At 73.2% G+C, this 23,054-nt stretch carries 7 protein-coding genes; all 7 read left to right on the forward strand.

Features of this window, described 5'->3' with window-relative positions; all coding sequences use genetic code 11:
- Positions 1-74 precede the first annotated feature (74 nt).
- The 7 genes from BM339_RS09300 to BM339_RS09330 all read left to right on the forward strand — a co-directional run bounded on the left by BM339_RS09300 (position 75) and on the right by BM339_RS09330 (position 23,030).
- Positions 75-3,185, forward strand: a complete 3,111-nt coding sequence (locus BM339_RS09300) for a glycoside hydrolase family 78 protein (protein WP_083597471.1) — start codon at positions 75-77, stop codon at positions 3,183-3,185.
- The gene (locus BM339_RS09305; RefSeq protein WP_075020526.1) at positions 3,182-7,171 is read left to right on the forward strand and encodes a family 78 glycoside hydrolase catalytic domain; all 3,990 of its coding nucleotides are present in this window, start codon (positions 3,182-3,184) and stop codon (positions 7,169-7,171) included. The genes BM339_RS09300 and BM339_RS09305 overlap by 4 nt, the downstream gene beginning before the upstream one ends.
- Complete coding sequence (locus BM339_RS09310) at positions 7,168-10,890, forward strand: glycosyl hydrolase (protein WP_075020527.1); 3,723 nt, start codon at positions 7,168-7,170, stop codon at positions 10,888-10,890. Before BM339_RS09305 ends, BM339_RS09310 begins: the two co-directional genes overlap by 4 nt.
- Positions 10,891-10,958: 68 nt before the next feature.
- Complete coding sequence (locus BM339_RS09315; RefSeq protein ID WP_075020528.1) at positions 10,959-13,697, forward strand: family 78 glycoside hydrolase catalytic domain; 2,739 nt, start codon at positions 10,959-10,961, stop codon at positions 13,695-13,697.
- Between the two features lie 10 nt (positions 13,698-13,707).
- Positions 13,708-16,902, forward strand: a complete 3,195-nt coding sequence (locus BM339_RS09320; RefSeq protein ID WP_075020529.1) for a family 78 glycoside hydrolase catalytic domain — start codon at positions 13,708-13,710, stop codon at positions 16,900-16,902.
- Positions 16,899-20,090 (forward strand): family 78 glycoside hydrolase catalytic domain, encoded by a 3,192-nt coding sequence (locus tag BM339_RS09325; RefSeq protein WP_075020530.1) that lies wholly within the window; start codon positions 16,899-16,901, stop codon positions 20,088-20,090. The genes BM339_RS09320 and BM339_RS09325 overlap by 4 nt, the downstream gene beginning before the upstream one ends.
- Complete coding sequence (locus tag BM339_RS09330) at positions 20,091-23,030, forward strand: glycosyl hydrolase (RefSeq protein ID WP_075020531.1); 2,940 nt, start codon at positions 20,091-20,093, stop codon at positions 23,028-23,030.
- Positions 23,031-23,054: the final 24 nt, after the last annotated feature.

Raw genomic sequence — 23,054 nt, forward strand, 5'->3', positions numbered from 1 at the left:
TGACGGCGAGCCGCGCCCGTGCCCCACCGGGCCGCGGGCTCTGTTCGCCGCGCCCGAAAACCGGAGGAAAACCCATGCGGCGAACACCCAGAGCGCTGCGTCCCACATCCCCATTCCTCGTTCTCCCGGCGTCCCTCCTCCTCGTCGTCACCACCGCCGGCGCGGTCCCCGCCGCCTCGCCGGGCGGCGCCGTGAAGGTCGTCCAGACGCGCACCGAGTACGCCGACCGGCCGCTCGGCCTCGACGCCGCCCGCCCGCGGCTGACCTGGCGGCTCGGCTCGGCGAAGCGCGGGCAGGCGCAGTCGGCGTACGAGGTGCGGGTGGCGTCCGCGCCGTCCCGCCTCTCCGCACCGGACGTGTGGGACAGCGGGAAGGTGGACTCCGCGCAGTCCGTGCTCGTCCCCTACGCCGGGCCGGGACTCAAGCCCCGGACCCGTTACTACTGGACGGTCCGGGTGTGGGACGGGACCGGCCGCCCCTCCGCTTGGAGCAAGGCCACCTGGTGGGAGACCGGCCTGCTGGACGGTGCGGCGCTCGCCGGGGAGTGGATCGGGCACGACGCGCCGCTGCCGCTGCCCACCTCCTTCACCGGGCAGAACGACCCGTCCCAGCTCAAGACGGGCACCACGCAGGGGCAGACGTTCACCTCCGACAAGCCGGTGACGAAGGTGTCGATCCCGATGCCGACGTGGCACACCACCGACGCCGACGCGACCATCGCGCTGCGCAAGGACGGGCCCGGCGGCGAGATCCTCGCCCAGCGCCGCGTCGTCGACCACTCCGACAACGCCGAGGCCGCCCTCACCCTCGACACCCCGGCACCCTCCGGGACCTACTACATCGAGCAGTCCGACCCGTCCGGGCAGATCGGCTGGTGGAGCCACACCGGCGGCGGCTACGACCACGGGCAGGCGTACACGGACGGCGAGCCCGCCCCCGGCGACCGCCGGTTCTCGCTCCAGACCGTCTCCAGCGGGCCGGACGGGCTGACGTCCCAGCTCCGCAAGGACTTCACCGTCGGGAAGAAGATCGAGCGGGCCCGCCTGTACTCGACCGCCCTCGGCGTCTACACCGCCGAGATCAACGGCAGGCGCGTCGGGCACGACGAGCTGACGCCCGGCTGGACGGACTACAAGACCCGCGTCCAGTACCAGACCTACGACGTGACGCAGCTTCTGCGCAGGGGCGGCAACGCGATCGGCGCCACCCTCGCGCCCGGCTGGTACGCCGGACACGTCGCGAGCTTCGGACCCGGCCGGTACGGGCCGCGCCCGTGGCTGCGCGCCCAGCTCCAGATCGACTACACCGACGGGACGTCGCGGCGGATCGTCACCGACCCGAGCTGGCGCAGCGCCACCGGCCCCGTCCTCACCTCCGACCTGCTCATGGGGGAGCGGTACGACGCCCGCGAGGAGACCCCCGGCTGGAGCCGCCCCGGCTTCGGCGCGCAGGGGTGGAAGCCCGTCCTCGTCAACGACGAGGCGACGGCGACGCCCGTGGCGCAGTCCGCCGCGCCCACGCGGATCGAGCAGGAGATCAAGCCGATCGCCGTGACCAGCCCCGAGAAGGGCGTGCACATCTTCGACCTCGGCCAGAACATGGTCGGAACCGTCCGGCTGCGCGTCGCCGGCCAGGCCGGGACGAAGGTGACCCTGCGGCACGGCGAGGTCCTCAACAAGGACGGCACCCTCTACACCGCGAACCTGCGCACCGCCGAGGCGACCGACACCTACACCCTCAAGGGCGGCGGCACCGAGACCTACGAGCCCCGCTACACCTTCCACGGCTTCCGCTACGTCGAGGTCACCGGCTACCCCGGCACGCCCGGCAAGGACGCCGTGACCGGACGGGTGGAGCACACCGCCGAGCCGATGACGATGGCCTTCGACACCGACGTGCCGATGCTCGACCAGCTGCACCGCAACATCACGTGGGGGCAGCGCGGCAACTTCCTGTCGGTCCCGACCGACACCCCGGCGCGGGACGAGCGGCTCGGCTGGTCCGGCGACATCAACGTGTTCTCCCGAACCGCCACCTACACCATGGAGTCGGCGCGGTTCCTCGCCAAGTGGATGCGCGACATGCGCGACGCGCAGACCGCGGACGGGGCCTTCACCGACATCGCGCCCACCGTCGGCGGCCTCGGCGGCGGCTCCGCCGGCTGGGGCGACGCCGGCGTCACCGTCCCGTGGAACCTGTACCGGGCGTACGGGGACCGGCAGGTCCTCGAACAGAACTACCCGGCGATGCAGAAGTGGATCTCTTACCTGGAGAGCCACAGCGACGGGCTGCTGCGGCCCGCGTCCGGCTACGGGGACTGGCTGAACGTCGACGCCGAGACGCCCAAGGACGTCATCGGCACCGCCTACTTCGCCCACGCCGCCGGCCTGGTCGCCCAGGTCGCCCGCGTCCTCGGCCGCCCCGGCGACGCGGCGAGATACGAGGACCTGGCGAAGCGGGTCAAGGAGGCGTTCACCACCGCCTACCTGAAGGACGGGCGGCTGAAGGGCGACACCCAGACCGCCTACGTCCTGGCGCTGTCGATGGACCTGCTGCCCGCGGACGCCCGCGAGGCCGCCGCCGACCGCCTCGTCGAGCTGATCGAGGCGCGCGGCTGGCACCTGTCCACCGGCTTCCTCGGCACCCCGCGGCTCCTGCCCGTCCTCACCGCGACCGGGCACGGCGACGTCGCCTACCGGCTGCTCCAGCAGCGGACCTTCCCGTCCTGGGGCTACCAGATCGGCAAGGGCGCCACCACGATGTGGGAGCGCTGGGACTCCATCAAGCCGGACGGCTCCTTCCAGGACGCCGCGATGAACTCCTTCAACCACTACGCCTACGGCGCGGTCGGCGAATGGATGTACGAGAACATCGCCGGGATCGCCGCGGCCGAGCCCGGCTACCGCCGCACCGTGATCCGGCCCCGGCCGGGCGGCGACGTCCACCGCGCCGCCGCCACCTACGACTCGGTCTACGGGCCGGTCTCCAGCCGGTGGAGCCTGCGCGGCGACCGGTTCGCCCTCGACGTCTCGGTGCCCGTCAACACCACCGCCGAGGTGTGGGTTCCCGCGGCGAAGGCGGACGACGTCGCACAGCAGGGTGCCAGGTTCCTGCGCATGCAGGACGGCGCCGCCGTCTTCGAGGTCGGCTCCGGCTCCTACCGGTTCGTGGCGAAGACCCGATGACCGCACCGAACGAGAAGGCCCGTGCCATGCGCAAGATCCCCCTACGCCGCGCCGTCGCGACCCTCGCGCTGCTTCCCCTCGTCCTCGCGTTCGGCGCCGTGCCCGCACGCGCGGACGCGTCCGGGCTGCGCGCCTCCGGGCTGCGCACGGACGCGCTCGACGACCCGATCGGCATCGGCGACGTCACTCCCACGCTGAGCTGGCGCCTGTCGGCGGCCGGGCGCGGCGCCGCCCAGTCCGCCTACCAGGTGGTCGCGGCGACGTCCCGGGACCGGCTCGGCGACGCCGACCTGTGGGACTCCGGCAAGGTCGCCTCCGGCACCGCGAACGCCGTCTACCGGGGTACGGCGCTCACCTCGCGCCGGCAGGTGTGGTGGCGGGTCCGGGTCTGGGACGGCTCCGGGCGCGCCTCCGCCTGGAGCGCCCCCGCCCGGTTCGAGACCGGCCTGCTCGCCAAGGGCGACTGGTCCGCCAAATGGATCAGCGACGAGCGCTGGCTGAACCGGGCGCCGACCCCGGTCACGGTCGCGCTGCCCGCCGGCACCAGGACCCGCTACCTGCGGCTGGACGTCACGAAGCTGGGGCTGCCGATCAAGGAGGGGAGCTCGCTGCTGTCGCGGCTCCAGCTCGCCGAGATCGAGGCCCTCGACGCGTCCGGGACGAACGTGGCGAAGGGCGCGGCGGTCACCGCGTCCGAGGTCCGCGAGTACCCCGGCAAGTGGATGCCGGAGTTCGTCACCGACGGGTCGGCCACCACGCAGAAGGCGCCGTTCGGGTACACCAGCCCCGCCTACGGGTCGCAGGACCCCGGCCACCACATCTGGCTCCAGCTCGACCTCGGCGCGGCCAAGGACGTGTCGTCCGTGAAGCTGTATCCGCGCACCGACACGATGACGAGCGACGGGAAGACGCCGAACTTCCCCGTCGACTACACGATCCAGACGTCGGACTCGGCGGACGGCCCGTTCGCCGCCGCCAAGACCGTCACCGGCCAGGAACCCCCGCCCGCCTACCAGACCGACATGCCCCGGCTGCCGCTGCTCGCGCGGCAGTTCTCCCTGAAGGACGAGGTCCGGTCGGCCCGGCTCTACATCACCGCGCTCGGTGTCTACGACGCCACCATCAACGGCCGCGCGGTGAGCGACGCCGTCCTCGAACCGCCGAACACCGACTACCGCGAACGCGCCGAGTACGCCGCCTACGACGTCACCGGACTGCTGCGGCGAGGCGGCAACGCGATCGGCGTCCGGCTCGGGAACGGCACCTACAACGTCACCGCGACCACCGACCGCTACACCAAGTACGTCGGTGCCCAGGGCGCCCCGAAACTGCTCGCCCAACTGGAGGTCACCCTCGCCGACGGGACGACCGCGCGGATCGCGACCGACTCGTCCTGGCGGACCGACCTCGGCCCGACGACGTTCACGCACTGGTACGGCGGTGAGGACGAGGACGCCCGGCTCGCGCAGCGGGGCTGGGACGAGCCGTCGGCGAACCTGGCGTCGTGGAAGCCGGCCGCCGAGGCCCCCGACCCCGGGATCGCGCTCACCTCGCGCATGTCGCCCGCGATCGTGCCCGTCGGGCGCCGCGAGACGGTCAAGGTCACGCGGCCGAAGAAGGGCACTTACGTCTTCGACCTCGGCGAGAACGTCGCCGGGTGGCCGCAGCTCCGCGTGCGCGGTGCGCGCGGCACGAAGCTGACGCTCAAGCCGGGGGAGCGGCTCGGCTCGGACGGCCTCGTCGAGCAGGGCACGATGATCGCCGGCGGGGCGCAGAACCCGCCGATCGAGGACAACTACACCCTCGCCGGGGCGGGCACCGAGACCTGGCACCCGCGCTTCGTCTACCACGGGTTCCGCTACGTCCAGGTGACCGGCCTGCCGTCGGAGCCGTCCAAGAACGCCGTCTCCGCGGTCGTCCTGCGCGCCGGCAACGCCTCCGCCGGGTCGTTCGAGAGCTCCGACCTGCTGCTCAACGGCATCCACCGGATCATCGACCGGTCGATCCAGGGGAACATGTTCAGCATCCTCACCGACTGCCCGGACCGGGAGAAGCTCGGCTGGCTGGAGGAGACCCAGCTCGTCCAGGGGACGATCACCCGCAACTACGACGTCGCGGCCTACTACCCGGCGCTGCTGCGGAACATGGCCGAGGCGCAGACGGCGGACGGGCTCGTCCCCGACATCGCGCCCGAGTACGTCCAGTTCTCCGGCGGGGTCCGCGACGACCCCAACTGGGGCAGCGCGATCATCATGGCCGCCTGGCAGCACTACCGGACCTACGGCGACGCCGCGCCGCTGCGCGAGTTCTACCCCAACATGCAGCGGTACCTGGACTACCTGACGTCCAAGGCGGACGGGAACCTGCTCGACTACGGCCTCGGCGACTGGGCGGCCGTCGACCAGACGACCCCGCGCGGGATCGCCGCGACGTACGGCTACCAGCGCAGCGCCGCCACGCTCGCCCGCATCGCCGAGCTTCTCGGGAAGGACGAGGACGCCGCCCGCTACGACAGGCTGGCGGGCGACATCGCCGAGGCCTTCAACGCGAAGTACCTGGACGAGGCGAAGCACACCTACGGCTCGGGCAGCCAGGCCGGGGACGCGTTCGCGCTCGATCTCGGCATCGTCCCGGACGGCCAGAGGAAGGCCGTCCTCGACCACCTCGTCGCGTCCATCAAGGCGGGCGGACACCACCTGACCGTCGGTGAGATCGCGCTTCCGGCGGTGTTCCGGACGCTGTCGGCGGCGGGCCGCGGCGACGTCATCCTCGCCGTCGCGCAGCAGGTCACCAGCCCGAGCTACGGCTACCAGGTCGTGCACGGCGCGACCTCGCTCACCGAGTACTGGGACGGCCCGACCGGCTACGGATCGCAGAACCACTTCATGCTCGGCGCGATCGACGAGTGGTTCGGCGCCGGGCTCGCCGGGATCCGGCAGGCCGACGCATCGGCGGCCTTCGCCAGTCTCGTCATCAGGCCCGCCGTCGTCGGCGACCTGACCCGCGCCGCGTCCTCCTACGAGACGCCGCGCGGCACGGTGTCCAGCTCGTGGCGCCGTTCCGGGCACGACCTGCGGCTGGACGTCACCGTCCCGCCGGGCGCCCCGGCGCGCGTCGAGGTGCCGCTGCTCGGGGCGTCCGGTGCGAAGGCCCCCGCCGGGGCGAAGGCGCTCGGCGTGCAGGACGGGCGGGCCGTGTACGAGGTCGGGTCGGGCTCCTGGACGTTCACGGTCCGCACCCCCGGCGCCGTGCGGCAGGACCGGACCCAGCTCGCGATCGAGCCGCCGTTCGGCGTGGACATCCCGGTGATCGACGGGAAGCCCACGCGGGCGGAATTCCGCGTCACCAACCTTGAGCGGCACCCCGTCACCGTCCCGGTGAGGGCCGCCGCCTCCGAGGGCTTCACCGCCACGGCCGGCGGCCGGGTCACGATCCCGGCGGGCGGCTCCGCCGGGGTCCCGGTCACGCTCGCGAACACCGGCGCCGGGAAGGACGGGACCGTCACGGTCACCGTCGACGACGAGAGCGTCCAGGCACCGCTGCGCGTCACGTCCAACGCCGTCCGCACCGCCGCGATGTCGGCGTCGAGCACGCACAGCGGGTCGTCGCCCGCCTGGACCAACGACGGCGGCACGGACTCCGGCGTCTGGCTGAACGGCACCGGCGGCTGGAACGACGACACCGCCGGGGCGTTCCCCGACACCCTCACCGCCACCTGGGACGAGCCGCAGCGCATCGGCCGGGTGAAGGTCTTCACGCTGGACTCGCCGAAGTACCCGGCCGCCAAGACCGGCGTGCGCGACTTCGACGTCCAGGCCCGGGTGGACGGCGCCTGGAGGACGGTCACGACCGTCACCGGCAGCACCGCCGGGACCGTCGAGCAGACGTTCGCGCCCGTCTCCGCGACCGCGCTGCGGCTGCTCGTCCACGACTCCAACGACCACAACTACAGCCGCGTCATCGAGCTGGAGGGCTACCCCTCATGATCCGTTCCAAGACCCGGCTGCTCGCCGCGCCGGCGGCCGCGATCGTGGCGCTTCCGGGGCTCGCGGCCGTCGACGCGGTCGCGGGCGCCCCGCCGTCCGGGCCGGCCGTCCCGGTGCTGACCCGCGGGACCTTCGCGAACCCTCCGGCGTCCGTGCGGCCCAAGTACCGCTGGTGGCAGCCGCTCGCCTACACCGACGACGGCGAACTCGGCCGCGAGCTCGACCAGATCGAGAAGGCGGGCGGCGGCGGAGCCGAGGTCGCGCCGTTCAATGTGGAGGGGACCGGCAACAACACGCCGGAGTTCCTGAAGACCTACGGCTGGGGCACCCCGCTGTGGGCGCGGAAGACCCGGACGATGCTCGCGCAGGCCAAGTCCAAGGGGCTCGGCCTGGACTTCACCATCGGCCCCCGCTGGCCCGCGATCGTCCCCACCGTCGACGACGTCAACGACCCGAGCGCACAGCAGCAGATCGTCTTCTCCCACGAGTTCCACAAGGGCGGCGGCACCAGCAGGTCCGGTGAGCTGCCGACCAACTTCAACGTCGCACCGCCCGCCGGTGCGAAACGGACGCTCATCGCCGCACTCGTCGCCAAATGCGATGACGCGGACTGCGCGTCCTCCAGCGCGCCGAGAATGCTGGACCGCGCAAGCGTCACCGACGTCACCCCGAAGGTGGACGCGCAGGGCGCGCTCGCCGTCGACTTCCCCGGCGACGCCACGAGCACCTACGCGCTGATCGCCTTCTACCAGACGCCCAGCGGGCAGTCGCTGTCCGGCTACACCGCGACCGGCACCAACTACGCCCTCGACCCGTTCAGCAAGGCCGGGGCGAGGGCGACCACGGACTTCTACGACGAGCACATCCTCACCCCCGACGTGCGGAAGCTGCTCGCCCAGATGGGCGAGAGCGACCTGTTCGAGGACTCGCTCGAACTGGGCTCCACCCAGAAGTGGACGTCCGAGCTGGTCGGCCAGTGGACGAAGCTGCGCGGCTACGACCCGGTCGAGGTGCTCCCGGCCCTCGCCGGCGCGGGCGACCAGGGCATCACCGACCGGCCGTTCTTCGACTTCGGCGGCGGCGCCGGCGCCCGGGTCCGCACCGACTACCGGCAGACCCTCAGCGACCTCTACATCCGCAACCGGCTCGACGTGCTCCGCACCTGGGCGCACAAGCACCACATCAGCACCCGCATCCAGCCCTACGGCATTCCGGTGGACGTCGCCGAGGCCGCCTCGCACGTCGACGTGCCCGAGGGCGAGTCGCTGGCGTTCGGCCAGTCGGTCGGGGCCTACAGCAACGTACAGGACTACCGCGTCGTCGCCACGGGCGCGCACGTGTCCGGGCGGCCGGTGGTGTCCGACGAGTGCTGCGCCTTCTCCGGCTCGGTGTGGGGCTCGACGGCCGGCGCCGGATCGGACGCCTCGAACCTGCAGGCGGTCTACCGGGGCTTCGCCGGCGGCGTGAACCAGATCGTCTGGCACGGCTTCCCGTACCTCAGCAGGGGACCCGCGGGCGCCGGACCGCAGTCGGCCTGGCCCGGCATGACCTACGGCGGCAACACCTCCTACTCGGAGGCGTGGGGCGACAAGGGCGGCCCGAACTGGGCCGACCACCGCTCCGTCAACGACCACCTGGCCCGGATGCAGCTCGTGCTGCGGCAGGGCAAGCCCCGCTTCGACCTGGCCGTGTACTGGCAGGACTTCGGCATGAACGGCACCGGCACCACCGGGAGCGGGTCCAACAAGCTGATCCAGAGCTCCTCGGCACTGGCGTCGGCCGGATACACCTACGAGTACCTCAGCCCGGCGCTGCTCCAGCGCAAGGACGCCACCTATGCCCGCGGCACCCTGTTCGGCGACCGCTCCGCCTACCGCGCGGTGCTGCTGAACGACCAGAAGACGATGCCGGTGGCCGCCGCGGAGAAACTGCTCCGGCTGGCGCGGCAGGGACTGCCCGTCGTCATCGTCGGGGACGTCCCGAGCACGGTGCCCGGCAACGGCGACGCCGCGCGCCAGGACGCGCGGCTGAAGTCGGTGGTCTCCGAACTGCTCCGGCAGCGCGGCGTGGTGCGGGCGGCGAGCGAGGCGGACGCGCCGGACGCGCTGCGGCGCCTGACCGTCACGCCGGCCGCGACGCCGCACGACGGATCGGGTGCGCTCCTCGACGTGCGCCGCCAGGCGGGCTCCACCGACTACTACTACCTGTACAACCAGACGAACACGACGACCGCGCAGAAGGTCACCCTGACCGGCCAAGGCGTCCCCTACCGGCTGGACACCTGGACCGGCAAGATCACCCCGATCACGGACTACACGTCCGGCCACGGCACCGTCACCGTCCCCGTCCGGCTGGCCGGGAACGACGCCACGGTCATCGCGGTCACGCCGCGCCGCGACGCCACCTTCACCGGCCACCCGCGCGACCCCCGGCCGGGCGGGCAGGGGACGGCCGCCGTCCCGCAGCCGTTGAGGCTCGACGAGTGGTCGCTGTCGGTCGACGCCTGGGGTCCCGGGCCTTCCGGCAGGCCCGGTGACACCGCGCACAAGGCACTCGGGCCGGTCACGGTGAAGGCCGGCGCGGACGGCGCGCTGCCCTCCTGGTCGGCGATCACCGCGGCCAACGGCCACCCCGTGGACCTCAGGGACGTCTCGGGCGTGGGCACCTACACCGCGCGCGTCACGCTCGACCCCGGCTGGAAGGGCGTCGACAAGGCCGAACTCGACCTCGGGACACCGGTGGACACGGTCCGGGTGAACGTCAACGGGCACGACCTCCCGCCGCTGAACCAGGCCGACCTGCGGCACGTCCACGTTGGCCGCCACCTGCGGCCGGGCGCCAACACGATCACGGTGCGGGTCGCCTCCACGCTGCTCAACGCGGTGCGCGCCGCACCCGGCACCGGCGCCGCGTCGCGGACGCCGATGGACTACGGGCTGTTCGGGCCCGTCACTCTCACGCCCGCCGGCGGCGACCGTCCGGTGCTGACCGCCGAGGCCCTCGAACCGGAGCTGCCGCTGGCGGACGGCGGCTACAACCGCGCGACCGTGCTGGTCACCAACGCCTCCGCGCGTCCGGCGAACGTGACGGTCACCGCGTCCGCCGCCGCGGGGATCGGCGCCGAGCCGGAGCGCGGCCGCGTCACGGTGCCGGCCGGCGGGTCGGTGACGGTGCCCGTCGGGCTGCGCGACAAGGGCGTCGCGTCCGGCACGAGCACCCTGAAGGTGACCGCGCGCAGTGACGCCGGGCCGTCCGCCGCCACGGCGGTGACGCTGCGGCACTCCGGCGACCTCGCCCTCAATCCGGGCGGCGCGCCGTTCCCGCGGGTGGTCGCCGACGCCGGCCAGGACCGGTACCCGGCAAATCTCGCTGTGGACGGGTCGCCCAGCACGTTCTGGGTGTCGTGGGGGCGCGCCGCCGGCCAGGGGCCGACGCCCGCCGACCCGGTGCGCTACGGGGTCGACTTCGGCGCGCCCGTCGAGGTCGGGTCGGTCGTCGTAGGCGGGCGCTCCAACTACGGACCGCGCGACTACGGGATCCAGGTCTCCTCGGACGGGCGGACCTGGCGCACCGTCGCCACCGCCACCGACACCCCGAAGGAGGGCGGGACGACGGCGTTCCCCAAGGTCAGCGCCCGCTACGTGCGCCTCGACATCACCAGGAGCTGGGACGGGATCCGCGCGAACGTGCAGATGAGCGGGTTCGGCGTACGGCCCTAGGCCGGTTCCGGCAGGTACCGCAGACCGCATCAACGAACTGGAGGTCGATCTTCGTGAAACGCCGTGACATGACCCGTTCCGCCGGTTTCCGTCCCGTCCTGGTCGCCGTCGCCGCCGTGACGGCGGCGGCCGTCACCGGGCTGCCGGGCACCGCGCAGGCCGCGCTGCGGGCCGGGCACGCGCCCCTGTCCCCGGCCGGGCTGACCGTGGGGGACCAGGCCCGGCCGCTGAACGTCGAGGGCGCGCCGCTGTTCGGGTGGACGCCCCGTGACCGGGACCCGGGAGAGGTGCAGAGCGCCTACGAGATCGTCGTGCGGGACCCGTCCGGCAGGACGGTCTGGGACAGCCGGCGCGTCCGGTCGGGCAGCCAGGAGTACGTGAAGTACGCGGGGTCGGCGCTGGCACCGGAGACGTCCTACACCTGGACGGTCCGTACCTGGGACAGGACGGGAAAGCGCTCTCCGTGGGCGCGGCCCTCCACCTTCGACACCGGGATCGCCGACGAGGACTGGCAGGCCACCTGGATCCGGCGCACCACCGCGGAGGCCGACGACTACACCCTCGCCCGCAAGGACTTCACGGTGGGACGGTCCAAGGTGGTGCGCGCCCGCGTGCACATCGCGGCCGGCCAGCAGTACGCGCTCCACCTGAACGGCGAGACAGTCGACCACGGCCCCGCCTTCGAATACCCCGACGACGGCTACTACAGGACGGTCGACGTCACGTCCAGGCTGAAGGCCGGGCGGCCGGCGACGATCGGCGCGCTCTACCACTGGTACGGGTCGGGGCAGGGACGCCCGAAGGGCGAACCGGGCCTGCTCCTCCGGCTGGTCATCGACCACGCCGACGGGACGCGGCAGGTCGTCGTCACCGACGGGTCGTGGAAGGTGGCGCGCGGACCCTGGAAGCAAGCGCCGAAGCGCAACGGCGACGCCGGCGACTACATCGAGGACATCGACGGCACCGCCGCCCGGCTCGGCTGGGACGAGCCCGGCTACGACGCCTCCTCCTGGGAGGACGCGCAGGCCGTCGGCGCCCATCCGACGCCCGTCTTCAAGCACCTGACCGGCCAGGAGACCGCGCTCGCCTACCAGACGGTCAAGCCTGCGAAGGTCACGCGGCTGGAGTCGGGGGCGCTGGTCGCCGACTTCGGGAAGGTGATCCCGGCCGTGCCCGTGGTGCGGTTCCGCGACGGCGCCGCCGGACGGCACGTCGGCATGCACGCCTCCTACGTGCTCAACGCCGACGGGACGGTCTCCCGGTCCAAAGACGACAACCAGGACACCGACCTCGGCTTCGGCTACACCCAGCGCGACGGCGACCAGACGTTCCGGCCGCTGACCTACGTCGGGTTCCGCTACCTGGAGATCGCGCCCGGCTCCGGCGCGGAGGCGGGCGACATCTCCGCGGTCGTCCAGCACAACGAGGTGACGCGCGAGGGCGGCCTCCGCACGTCGAACGCGGGCGTGAACGCGGTCTACGACCTCATGGCGCGGTCGGCGCTGTACGGGTCGCAGACCCAGTTCGTCGACACGCCCACCCGGGAGAAGGGCCAGTTCCTCGGCGACTCGGTCGACACCTCGAAGGCGATGATGGGCGCCTACGGGGAGCGGCGGCTGAGCCGGCAGGCGATCCGCGAGTTCATGGCGTCGCAGGCGCGGTACTGGCCGGACGGCCGCCTCAACGCCGTCTACCCGAACGGCGACGGCAAGCGCGACATCCCCGACTACACCGAGATGTTCCCCGGCTGGGTGTGGGACTACTACGAGCAGTCCGGCGACGCGTCCACGCTGGCGGAGGCGTACCCGGTGATGACCGCGGTCGCCGGCTACGTCCGCCGCTACATCGACGAGGGGACGGGCCTCGTCACCAACCTGGAGGGCGGCTCCGGGCAGTACCAGTACGGCATCATCGACTGGCCCGCCACCATGCGCTACGGGCACGACATGGACACCGCCGCCCGGACCGTCGTCAACGTCCTCGGCGTGGACGTCCTGAACGCCACCGCCCGCGCCGCCGAGACGCTCGGCAAGAGCGGTGACGCGGCCGCCCTGCGCAGGGACGCCGGCGTCCTCACCGGCAACATCAACGCCCGGCTCCGGCGTCCCGACGGCGTCTACATCGACGGCCTGAAGAGCGACGGCGCCCAGAGCACGCACGCCTCCCAGATCGCCAACGCCTACGCGCTCGCCTACGGCGTCGCACCCGCCGGCGCCCGCGACAAGGTCGAGTCGTACATCGCCGGGCTCGGGCTGCAGATGGGGCCGATGACCGCGCACCGCCTGCTGGAGGCGCTCGCCGACCGGCCGCGGGACGTCGTCGCCCGCCTCACCGATACGAAGGGGCCCGGCTGGGGCAACATCCTCGCGCGGGGCGGCACGTTCACGTGGGAGTCGTGGGACGCGCCCGAGACCGGGCAGAGCTTCTCCCATCCGTGGGGCGCCACGTCGCTCGTGGAGGTGCAGCGCACCCTGCTCGGCGTCACCGTGACGGCCCCGGCGTCGGCCGCCGTCCGGATCAAGCCGCCGCTGACCGGGCTGGACCGCGCGTCCGGCACCGTCCCGCTGCAGCGCGGCGACGTCGGCGTCACCTGGACGCGGGCCGGGCACGGCTTCGCCCTGTCCGTGGACGTCCCGGTCAACGTCCGCGCCGAGATCCACGTCCCGGCCCGGTCCGCCCGCGACGTGCGCGTGTCCGGACCCCGCGGTCAGGAGCGGGGCGGTGCCCGCCTCATCGGGATGAAGGACGGCTACGCCGTCTTCGAAGCCGGCTCCGGCCACCTCACCTTCCGCTCTGACCACCTCTGAGGAGCCACCTATGACCGAACTGTCGAGAAGAAGGTTCGTCCAGGCGGGCGGGGTCGCCGCGGCGGCGGTCACGGCGAGCGGCGCCGTCGCCTCGCCCGCGTCGGCCGCCCCCGCGGCGGGCGGGGCCCGGACGCTGCGCCCCGCCGACCTGCGGGTCGACCACCTGCGGTCCCCCCTCGGGATCGACGCCACGAAGCCGACCCTGAGCTGGCGGTTCGCCGCCGGGCCGCGCAACGCCGTCCAGTCCGCCTACCAGGTGCGGGTCGCGACCACGGACGCCCGGTTGGGCCGGCCCGACCTGTGGGACTCCGGCAAGGTCGCCGGCGGCGCCGTGTCGGCCGTGTACGCGGGACGCGCGCTGAAGTCCCGGGAGCGGGCGTCCTGGCAGGTCCGGGTGTGGGACGGGCAGGGCCGCGCGTCCGCGTGGAGCGAGCCGTCCCACTTCGAGATGGGCCTGCTCGGAGCCGCCGACTGGACGGCCCGGTGGATCGGGAACCCCGCGTGGTCGTCCGACCCGGAGCCGGCACCGGCCACGGTCGCGTTCCCCGCCCGTTCCGCCCGGTACGTGCGGCTGAACGTGACCCGGCTCGGGCTGCCGCTCCAGGAGGGCTGGCCGTACAAGGTGTCGCGGCTCCAGCTCGCCGAGGTCCAGGTGCAGGACGGGACGTCCGGCGCGAACCTGGCGTCGAAGGCGCCCGTCACCGCGTCGGAGAGCTACACCGTCCCCGGCCAGTGGGAGCCGAAGGCCGTCACGGACGGGTCGCTCACCAGCGACGCCGCCCCGTTCGGCTACACGAGCCTGGAGCGCAAGGACCAGGCCCTCACGGAGCCCATCTGGATCCAGATCGACCTGGGGCAGGAACAGCGGTTCGACCGGATCCTGCTGTACCCGCGGACGGACGCGACGACCGACGACGGGAGGACGGCCAACTTCCCGGAGGACTTCACCGTCCAGACGTCCACCGACGGGCAGGCCTTCGACACGGCCGCCACGGTCACGGGCCAGGAGGCGCCTCCGCCGCTGCACCGGCAGCCCGAAGCGCTTCCGGTCTTCGCCCGCGAGTTCAAGGTGAGCAAGCGCGTCCGCACGGCACGCCTCTACGCCACCGCCCTCGGCGTCCTGGACGTCACCGTGAACGGGCGCCCGGTCAGTGACGCCGTCCTGGAACCGCCCTACAGCGCGTACAAGGAACGGCTGGTCTACTCGACCTATGACGTGACCGAGCTGCTGCATCACGGCGGCAACACCGTTCAGGCGGAGCTCGGCACCGGGATGGCGCACGTGCCCCCGACGCCCGGCCGCTACGAGAAGCTGACCCGGTCGGACGGCAAGCCCGCGTTCCTCGGCCAACTGGAGATCACCTACACCGACGGGTCGCGCGACGTCATCGCGTCCGGCGCCTCCTGGCGCACGGCCCTCGGCGCCACCACGTTCACCAACTGGTACGGCGGCGAGGACCACGACGCCCGCCGCACGCCGCGGGACTGGACGGACGCGATCGCGGTCGCGTCGCCCACCGCGCGGCTCGCCGCCCGCACGGCACCGCCGATCGTCCCCGTCGCCACCCTGCGCACGAAGAAGATCACGGAGCCGAAGGACGGCGTGTACGTCGTCGACCTCGGCACCAACATCGCCGGCTGGCCGCGGCTGCGCGTCAGCGGGCCCGCCGGGACGAAGGTGACGATGCGCCCCGGCGAGCTGCTCAACGACGACGGGACGGTCAGCCAGCACACCACCGGCTCGCCCATCTGGGACACCTACACGCTGTCCGGCAAGGGCGTCGAGACCTGGCATCCGCGGTTCGTCTACCACGGGTTCCGCTACCTGCAGCTCGAAGGGCTGCCGTCGGCGCCGGACGACGGCACGGTCACCGGGATCGTGCTGCGCGCCGCCAACGAGAAGGCGGGCTCGTTCACCAGCTCGCACGGGCTCCTCAACGACATCCACAAGATCATCGACCGGGCCGTGCAGAGCAACATGTACTCCGTCCTCACCGACTGCCCGCACCGGGAGAAGCTCGGCTGGCTGGAGCAGGCCAACCTGGTGTTCCCCGCCGTCGCCCGCAACTACGACGTCGACGCCTACTACGGCGCGATCGTCCGCGACATCGCCGAGGCCCAGACGCCGGACGGGCTCGTCCCCGACATCGCCCCCGAGTTCACGGTGTTCTCCGGCGGCTTCAGGGACGACCCCAACTGGGGCAACGTCATCGTGTTCGCGCCCTGGCAGATGTACCGCGCGTACGGGGACGTGGCGACGCTGCGCACCTACTACCCGAACATGGTCCGCTACGTGGACTACCTGTCCGCCAAGGCGGACGGGCACCTCCTCGACTACGGCCTCGGCGACTGGATCGCCTTCGACACCAGCACCCCGAAGGGCGTCACCGCCACGTTCGGCTACCACCGTGCCGTGTCCGCCCTCGCCCGGATCGCCAAGGTCATCGGGGAGGACGCGGACGCGGCGAAGTACGAGGCGCTGGCCGGGGACATCGGAGCGGCGTTCAACGCCGAGTACGCCACCGGCGACACCTACGGCTCGGGCAGCCAGGCGTGCGACGCGTTCGCCCTCGACATGGGCGTCGTCCCGGACGGGAAGAGGGACGCCGTCCTCGCGCACCTCGTGCACGCCATCGAGGCGAAGGGCTACCACCTGACCGTCGGCGAGATCGCCCTGCCGTCGGTGTTCCACGTCCTGTCCGCGGCCGGGCGCGACGACGTGATCCACGCGTTCGCCACGCAGACCGGCAACCCCAGCTACGGCTACCAGGTCGTCCACGGCGCGACGTCGCTGACCGAGAACTGGGACGGGCCCACGTCCGGCAACTCCCAGAACCACTTCATGCTCGGCGCGATCGACGAGTGGTTCCACGCCGGGCTCGCCGGCCTCGGCCAGACGGGCGACTCGATCGCCTTCGAGACGCTCCTCGTCCGTCCCGCCGTCGTCGGCGACGTCACCCGCGCCGCCGCCACCTACCGGACGCCGCGCGGGGAGGCCGCGACGTCCTGGCGCCGCACCGGGAAGAAGGTGCGCCTGGACGTCACCGTCCCGCCCGGCACCACGGCGCGGGTCGAGTTCCCGCTCCTCGGCGGGACGGCGAGGCCGAAGGCGCCGCGGGACGCCCGGTGGGTCGGCGTCGAGGACGGCCGCGCCGTCTTCGAGGTCGGCTCCGGCGACTGGGCGTTCGAGGGGAGCGGCTCGTGAGCGGAGGGATGAGCCGGCGGCGCTTCCTGGGGGCGTCGGCGGCCGGTGTGACGGGCGCGGTCGTCCTCGGCGACGCCGGCCCGGCCTCGGCGGCGTCCCCGGCGGCGTCTCCGGCGCGGGGGCGGACACCGTCCGGGCTGCTCACGTCCCTGCTGCCCGCCGGGCTCGGCGTCACGGCGACCGGGCCCAGGCTGAGCTGGCAGGTCGCCGATCTCGGACCCGGCACGAGGCAGACGCACTACCAGGTCCAGTTCGCCACCACTCCCGCCCGGCTGGAGCGCGGGCCGCGCCTGTGGGACAGCGGCCGGGTCGCGTCCGCCCGATCGGTCGCCGTGCCGTACGGCGGCCCGGCGCTGGAACCGCAGACCGCCTACTGGTGGCGCGTCCGGACGTTCGACGGGCACCGCTCGTCCCGCTGGTCCGAGCCCGCCCTGCTGGCCACGGGCGTCGGCGCGTGGACGGCCGAGCCGATCTGGACCCCGGCCGCGCCGGCTCCGGGCGACGGCGTCCTCAAGGCCCGGGTGCAGATCACCTCTGTCGCGGCGAGCCTGTGGTTCCGGGCGTCCGGGACGAGCGCCAACTACCTCTGGCAGCTCCGCGCGGGATCGCCGGGCGTGCTGAAGAAGCACGTGTGCGTCGACGGCGCCTACCGGGTGCTGGAGGAGAAGCGGCTCTCCACTCCCGTCGAGACGGGCCGCTGGTACGACGTGACCGTCTCGATGACGGGCGCGACGTTCCGGACGTCCATCGACGGCGCCGAGGTCGACACCACCACCGACGCCACGCACCGGACGGGCACGGTCGGGATGCGCAACGGCTCCACCGAGGCGAACGCCTGGGACCGCGTCACCTTCACCGCCCCGGACGGCACGGCGATCGTCGACGAGGACTTCACCGGCGGCCGCGGCACCTTCGGCGCCGGCACGGTCGCCGGGGGCGTCCTGACGCTCGGCAAGGGGCAGTCGACGCTGTCGTCGGCGGGCTCGGCGGACGACGACTGGGCCCTGCTCCGCACCGAGTTCACGCTGGAGCGGAAGCGGATCATCGCCGCCGTGCTCCACGTCTGCGCGCAGTCGCCCGCGCCCATCCGCCAGTACCCGGCCAAGATCTGGGTGAACGGCGAGGTGGCCGGGTTCGCGTCCATGCGCGGCGGGGCCGGGGCCCCGCGCTACCACTCGTTCGACGTGACGGGCGCGCTGAGGCCGGGACGGCGCAACGCCCTCGCGGCGCTCGCCTTCACCACCGTGGACAAGCGGTTCCTCGCCCAGCTCGCCGTCACCTACGCCGACGGCACGACCACCGTCGTCGGCAGCGGCCGGTCGTGGAGGGCGCGCCGCCAGGCCGGGCTGCTCCGCGACGGCGGGACGATCGGTTCGAGCTTCTACGTCGGCCCCCAGGAGTACTGGGACCTGCGGCACGAGCCGGCCGGCTGGACGAGCCCCGGCTTCGACGACGCCGACTGGCGGCCGGCGTCGGCCAGGCCCGCCATCGAGGGGCTCGAACCCGCGCTGGTCGAGCCGGTCGGGCTGCACGACGTCGAGCCCGCGTCGGTCCGGAGGGTCTCGCCCGGGACCTGGCTCGTCGATCTCGGACGGGAGATCGCGGGCGGCCTGCGCCTGTCGGTGCGCGGCAGGGCCGGGCAGACCGTCGAGGTCCGGCTCGGCGAGGAACTGAACGCCGACGGGACGGTCAGGTACGCGCTCCGCGCGGGCGTCACCTACCAGGAGACCTGGACGCTGCGAGACGGCCGCCAGACCGTCGAGCACTGGGGCTACCGGGGATTCCGGTACGCGCAGCTCATCTGCGACGACGACCTCGACCTCTCCCGCGCCGTCACCGGGCGTGCCTGGCGGGCGGCCTGGCGCGACTCCGACGCGTCGTTCTCCAGCTCCGACCCCGACCTCGACCGCGTGTACGAGATGTGCCGGTACTCGATCGAGGCGACCCGCGGCGACCTCTACACCGACACCCCGACACGCGAACGCGGCCCCTACGAAGGCGACGCGCTCATCAACCAGGCGTCCGAGTACGGCGTGCAGCGTTCCTTCGCGCTGGCGCGGGCGTCCGACGTCTATCTCGCGCGGAACCACACCTGGCCCACCGAGTACCGGCTGATGAACGTCATGTCGGCCTGGCAGGACTACCTGCACACCGGTGACCCGGAGCAGCTCGCCGCCGACTACGACATCCTCGCGGCCAAGCACCTGACGGCGTACCTCGGCGACGACGGCCTCGTCCACAAGGACCCCGGCTCGTCCAGCACGGATTTCGCCGACCTGGTCGACTGGCCGGTGTCCAACCGGGACGGCTACGTCTTCACCGAGGTCAACACAGTGGTGAACGCCTGCCAGTACGCCGCGTTCACCGCCATGGCCGACATCGCGGACGTCCTGGGCAAGACCGCCGACGCGCGGACCTGGAGGGGACGCGCCGGCAAGCTGGCCGCCGCGATGCGGGAGAGACTGCTCGACGCGTCCAACGGCCGCTTCTTGGACGGCGCGGGCACCACGCACAGCGCGCAGCACGCCACCGCGTACCCCGTCGCGCTCGGCGTGGCCGGGCCCGGCACGGTCCCCGACCCCGTCGTCCGCGCCCTGGGCAGGACGCTCGCGGACGGCGGCATGAAGGTCAGCGTCTACGGCGCGCAGTTCCTCCTGGACGCCCTGTTCGCCACCGGCCGGGCCGAGGCGGCGATCGGCCTGATGACGGCCGGCGGCACGAGCTCCTGGCTGCACATGATGGACGACCTCGGCGCGACCATCGCCGCCGAGGCCTGGGACCCCTCCCTCAAGCCCAACATGACGTTCTCGCACGCCTGGGGCTCGGCGCCCGCGAACGTCGTCCCGCGCCATGTCCTCGGCGTGCGGATCACCGCGCCGGGCGCCGCCGAGATCGAGGTCCGGCCGCGCCCCGGCGGCCTGACCCGGATCTCCGGGCGCGTTCCGACGATCCGCGGCCCGGTCTCGGTCGCGCTCGACCGGGACCACCGCCACCGCCTGGAGGTGGACGTGCCGCCCAACACCTCGGCCCGGATCGTCGTCGAGCTGGGCGACGACGACCCGCGCGCCTTCCACGTCACCGGACCCCATGCCCGAGCCCCCCGCGCCACGGGCCGCGACGCCACCGGCCGGCTCCTCACCATCGGCCCGGTCGGCTCCGGCCGCACATCAGTGATCAGGAGGAGATAGGTGAACGAGGATCTGATCGGGCAGGGGGTCACGCGCAGGCGCGTGCTGCAGGCCGGCACCGCCGCCGCGGCCGTGGCGGCGGCCGCCCCCGCCCTCGGCGGCCGGGCGGCCGCCCAGGCGGCACCGCGGCCGGGCGGGGGCGGGTTCGCCCGCCCCGGCGCGGCGGTGCGGCCCCGGTTCCGCTGGTGGTGGCCGGACGGCCTGGTCGACCCGGCGGAGATCCGGCGCGAGATCGACCAGATCGCCGCCGCCGGGTTCGGCGGCGCGGAGATCGTCGCCGTCCACCACAGCATCCGCGACAAGTCCGTCCTCGACCCCGCGGGGCACGGCTGGGGCACCCCCGCCTGGAACGCCGGCGTCGAGGCGGCGCTCGACCAGGCCGTCCGGCGCGGCATCACCGTCGACCTGACGATCGGCCCGGCCTGGCCGGCCGCCGTCCCGACGATCGCGGCGGACGACGAGGCCGCCGTGCAGGAGCTCGCCTACGGGACGGTCGCCGTCGCGGGCGGCTCCACCCACGACGGCCCTCTCCCGGATCCGGTCGCCGCACCCGGGGACGGCGTGATCGAACGGCACCTCGTCGCCGTCCACGCCGTGCGGATCGACGCGGCGAACGGCACCCGCAAGGAGACCGGCCTCGACCCCGCGTCGTTCACCGACCTCACCGGCAGCGTCGCGGGGGAGCGGATCACGTGGACGGCCCCGGACGGCGGCGACTGGCTGCTGTTCGCCTATTGGCGGCGCGGCAGCGGGCAGCGGCCCGAGTCCGGCCCGCACAGCGCCCCGGACGGCCACGTCGTCGACCACTTCAGCAAGGCGGGCACCCGCGCCGTCACCGCGTTCTGGGAGGCGCGCCTGCTCACCCGCGGCATCCGCAGGCTGATCAGGCGGGCGGGCGCGACCCTGTTCGAGGACTCCATCGAGCTGGAGACGGACGCGCTGAACTGGACGCCGGACCTGCCCGCCGAATTCAGGCGCCGCCGCGGCTACGACCTGATGCCGTACCTGCCGGTGGTCGTCCGCCACGACGAGGACACCGTGTTCGCCTACGACGCGGCGACCACGTCCCACGTCCGGCACGACTTCTGGCTGACGCTCTCCGACCTGTTCAACGAGTACCACTTCGCGGCGATCGCCGAATGGGCGCACTCGATCGGCCTTGAGTACCGCGCGCAGCCGTACGGGCTGGAGACGGACGCGATCCACTCCTCCGCCATCCTGGACGTCCCGGAAGGAGAGTCGCTCGGGTTCAAGAACCTGGACGACTACCGCGCGCTCGCCGGAGGCCGCGACATGGGCGGGCGGAAGATCCTCTCCTGCGAGGCGGGGGCCTACCAGGGCGGCGCCTACAACACCACCTGGGGCAAGCTCCTGCGCACCATGGGCGGCGCCTACGCGGCCGGACTCAACCAGACCGTCCTGCACGGCTTCTCCTACGCGACCGCACCGGGCGCGGCGTGGCCGGGCTTCGCGGCGTTCACCCCCTACAACGGCGGCATCGGGTTCTCCGAGTCGTGGGGACCGCGCCAGCCGACCTGGCGGCACGTGCCGGACGTGGCCGGGTACCTGTCGCGCGTCCACCAGGCCATGCAGGCCGGCAGGAGCCGCATCGACGTCGCCGTCTTCCGGCAGAAGGGCTACAGCAAGACCGGCATCGGCGCCGGATGGTTCACGGCGAGCGGCGTGCCGCTGGGCTGGACGCACCAGTTCGTCAGCGCGCCCCTCCTCGAACTCCGCTCCGCGCGGGTGTCCGGCGGGCGGCTCGCGCCCGACGGCCCCGCCTACAAGGTCCTGTTCGTGGAAGGCGACCGTTTCTCCGGCAAGGAGTGCACGCTGCCGCTTCCCACCGCCCGGACCATGCTGAAGCTGACGAAGGCCGGCCTCCCGCTGGTCTTCCTCGGCGACTGGTCGGCCGCGACCGTCCCTGGCCTCGCGCGGGACGGCGAGAACGAGCAGTTGCGGGCGATCCTCCAGGAGCTGTTCGCCCAGCCCCGCGTCCGCAACGTCGCCGCGGAGGCGGACGTGCCCGGCGCCTTGGACGACCTCGGCCTGCGACCCGCGGTCGGCTACGCGCAGAGCTCCACCCTGCTCACCGCCCACCGGCAGGCCGGGCGCACGGACTACTACTACCTCTGCAACGGCAAGCACGCCGAGACGGTCAAGCCGCCCGTGGCCGCGATCGACCACGACGTGACGTTCACCCGCGCCGACCGCGAGGCCGTCCCGTACCGGCTGAACCTGTGGACGGGCGAGACCGAGCGCGTCGCCGTCTACCGCGAGGACGGCGACCGGGTCACGCTCCGGGTGGCGCTCCAGCCGTCCGAGGCCGCCGTGATCATGTTCGCGCGCGGCGGGCGCGCCCCCTCGGCCACCGCGTCGGACGTCCGGGTCCGCGTCGAGGGACACCGCCTCGTCGCCCGCGCGACCACCGCCGGCACGTACACCACCACCCTCGCCGGAGGCCGCACCGTCACGACCAGGATCGGGGCGGTGCCCGAGGCGCGGACCCTCACGTCCTGGCGGCTCCGGGTGGAGGACAAGACACCGGACGGAGTGAGGCGGCACGACATCGCGCTGGACGAGCTCACGGCGTGGCCGGACATCCCCGAACTCGCGGACGTCTCCGGCATCGGCACCTACACCACGACCGTGACCTGGGCGGGCGGCGGTGCCCTGCTCGACCTCGGCGAGGTCTTCGACACCTGCCGCGTCACGGTCAACGGCCGCCGCCTGCCCCCGGTCAGCGTGATCGTCCCGACCGTGGACGCCGGCCCGTACCTGCGGCGCGGCACCAACACGATCGAGGTCGAGGTCGCCACCACGCTGAACAACCGGCTCCGCGTCTCCGACCCGGACGTGTACGGCACCGCGTCCCGCCAGAGGTACGGGCTGATCGGGCCCGTGCGCCTCGTGCCCTACGCCGAGGCCGTGATCCGCTGAACAGGCGTGCGGGAGGGCGTTGGC

This window comes from Actinomadura madurae (genome assembly GCF_900115095.1).
GTDB classification, from domain to species: domain Bacteria; phylum Actinomycetota; class Actinomycetes; order Streptosporangiales; family Streptosporangiaceae; genus Spirillospora; species Spirillospora madurae.

Coding starts and splice junctions, on each gene's coding strand:
- BM339_RS09300 (WP_083597471.1), top strand. CDS start 75: ATGCGGCGAACACCCAGAGCGCTGCGTCCCACATCCCCATTCCTCGTT.
- BM339_RS09305 (WP_075020526.1), top strand. CDS start 3,182: ATGACCGCACCGAACGAGAAGGCCCGTGCCATGCGCAAGATCCCCCTA.
- BM339_RS09310 (WP_075020527.1), top strand. CDS start 7,168: ATGATCCGTTCCAAGACCCGGCTGCTCGCCGCGCCGGCGGCCGCGATC.
- BM339_RS09315 (WP_075020528.1), top strand. CDS start 10,959: ATGACCCGTTCCGCCGGTTTCCGTCCCGTCCTGGTCGCCGTCGCCGCC.
- BM339_RS09320 (WP_075020529.1), top strand. CDS start 13,708: ATGACCGAACTGTCGAGAAGAAGGTTCGTCCAGGCGGGCGGGGTCGCC.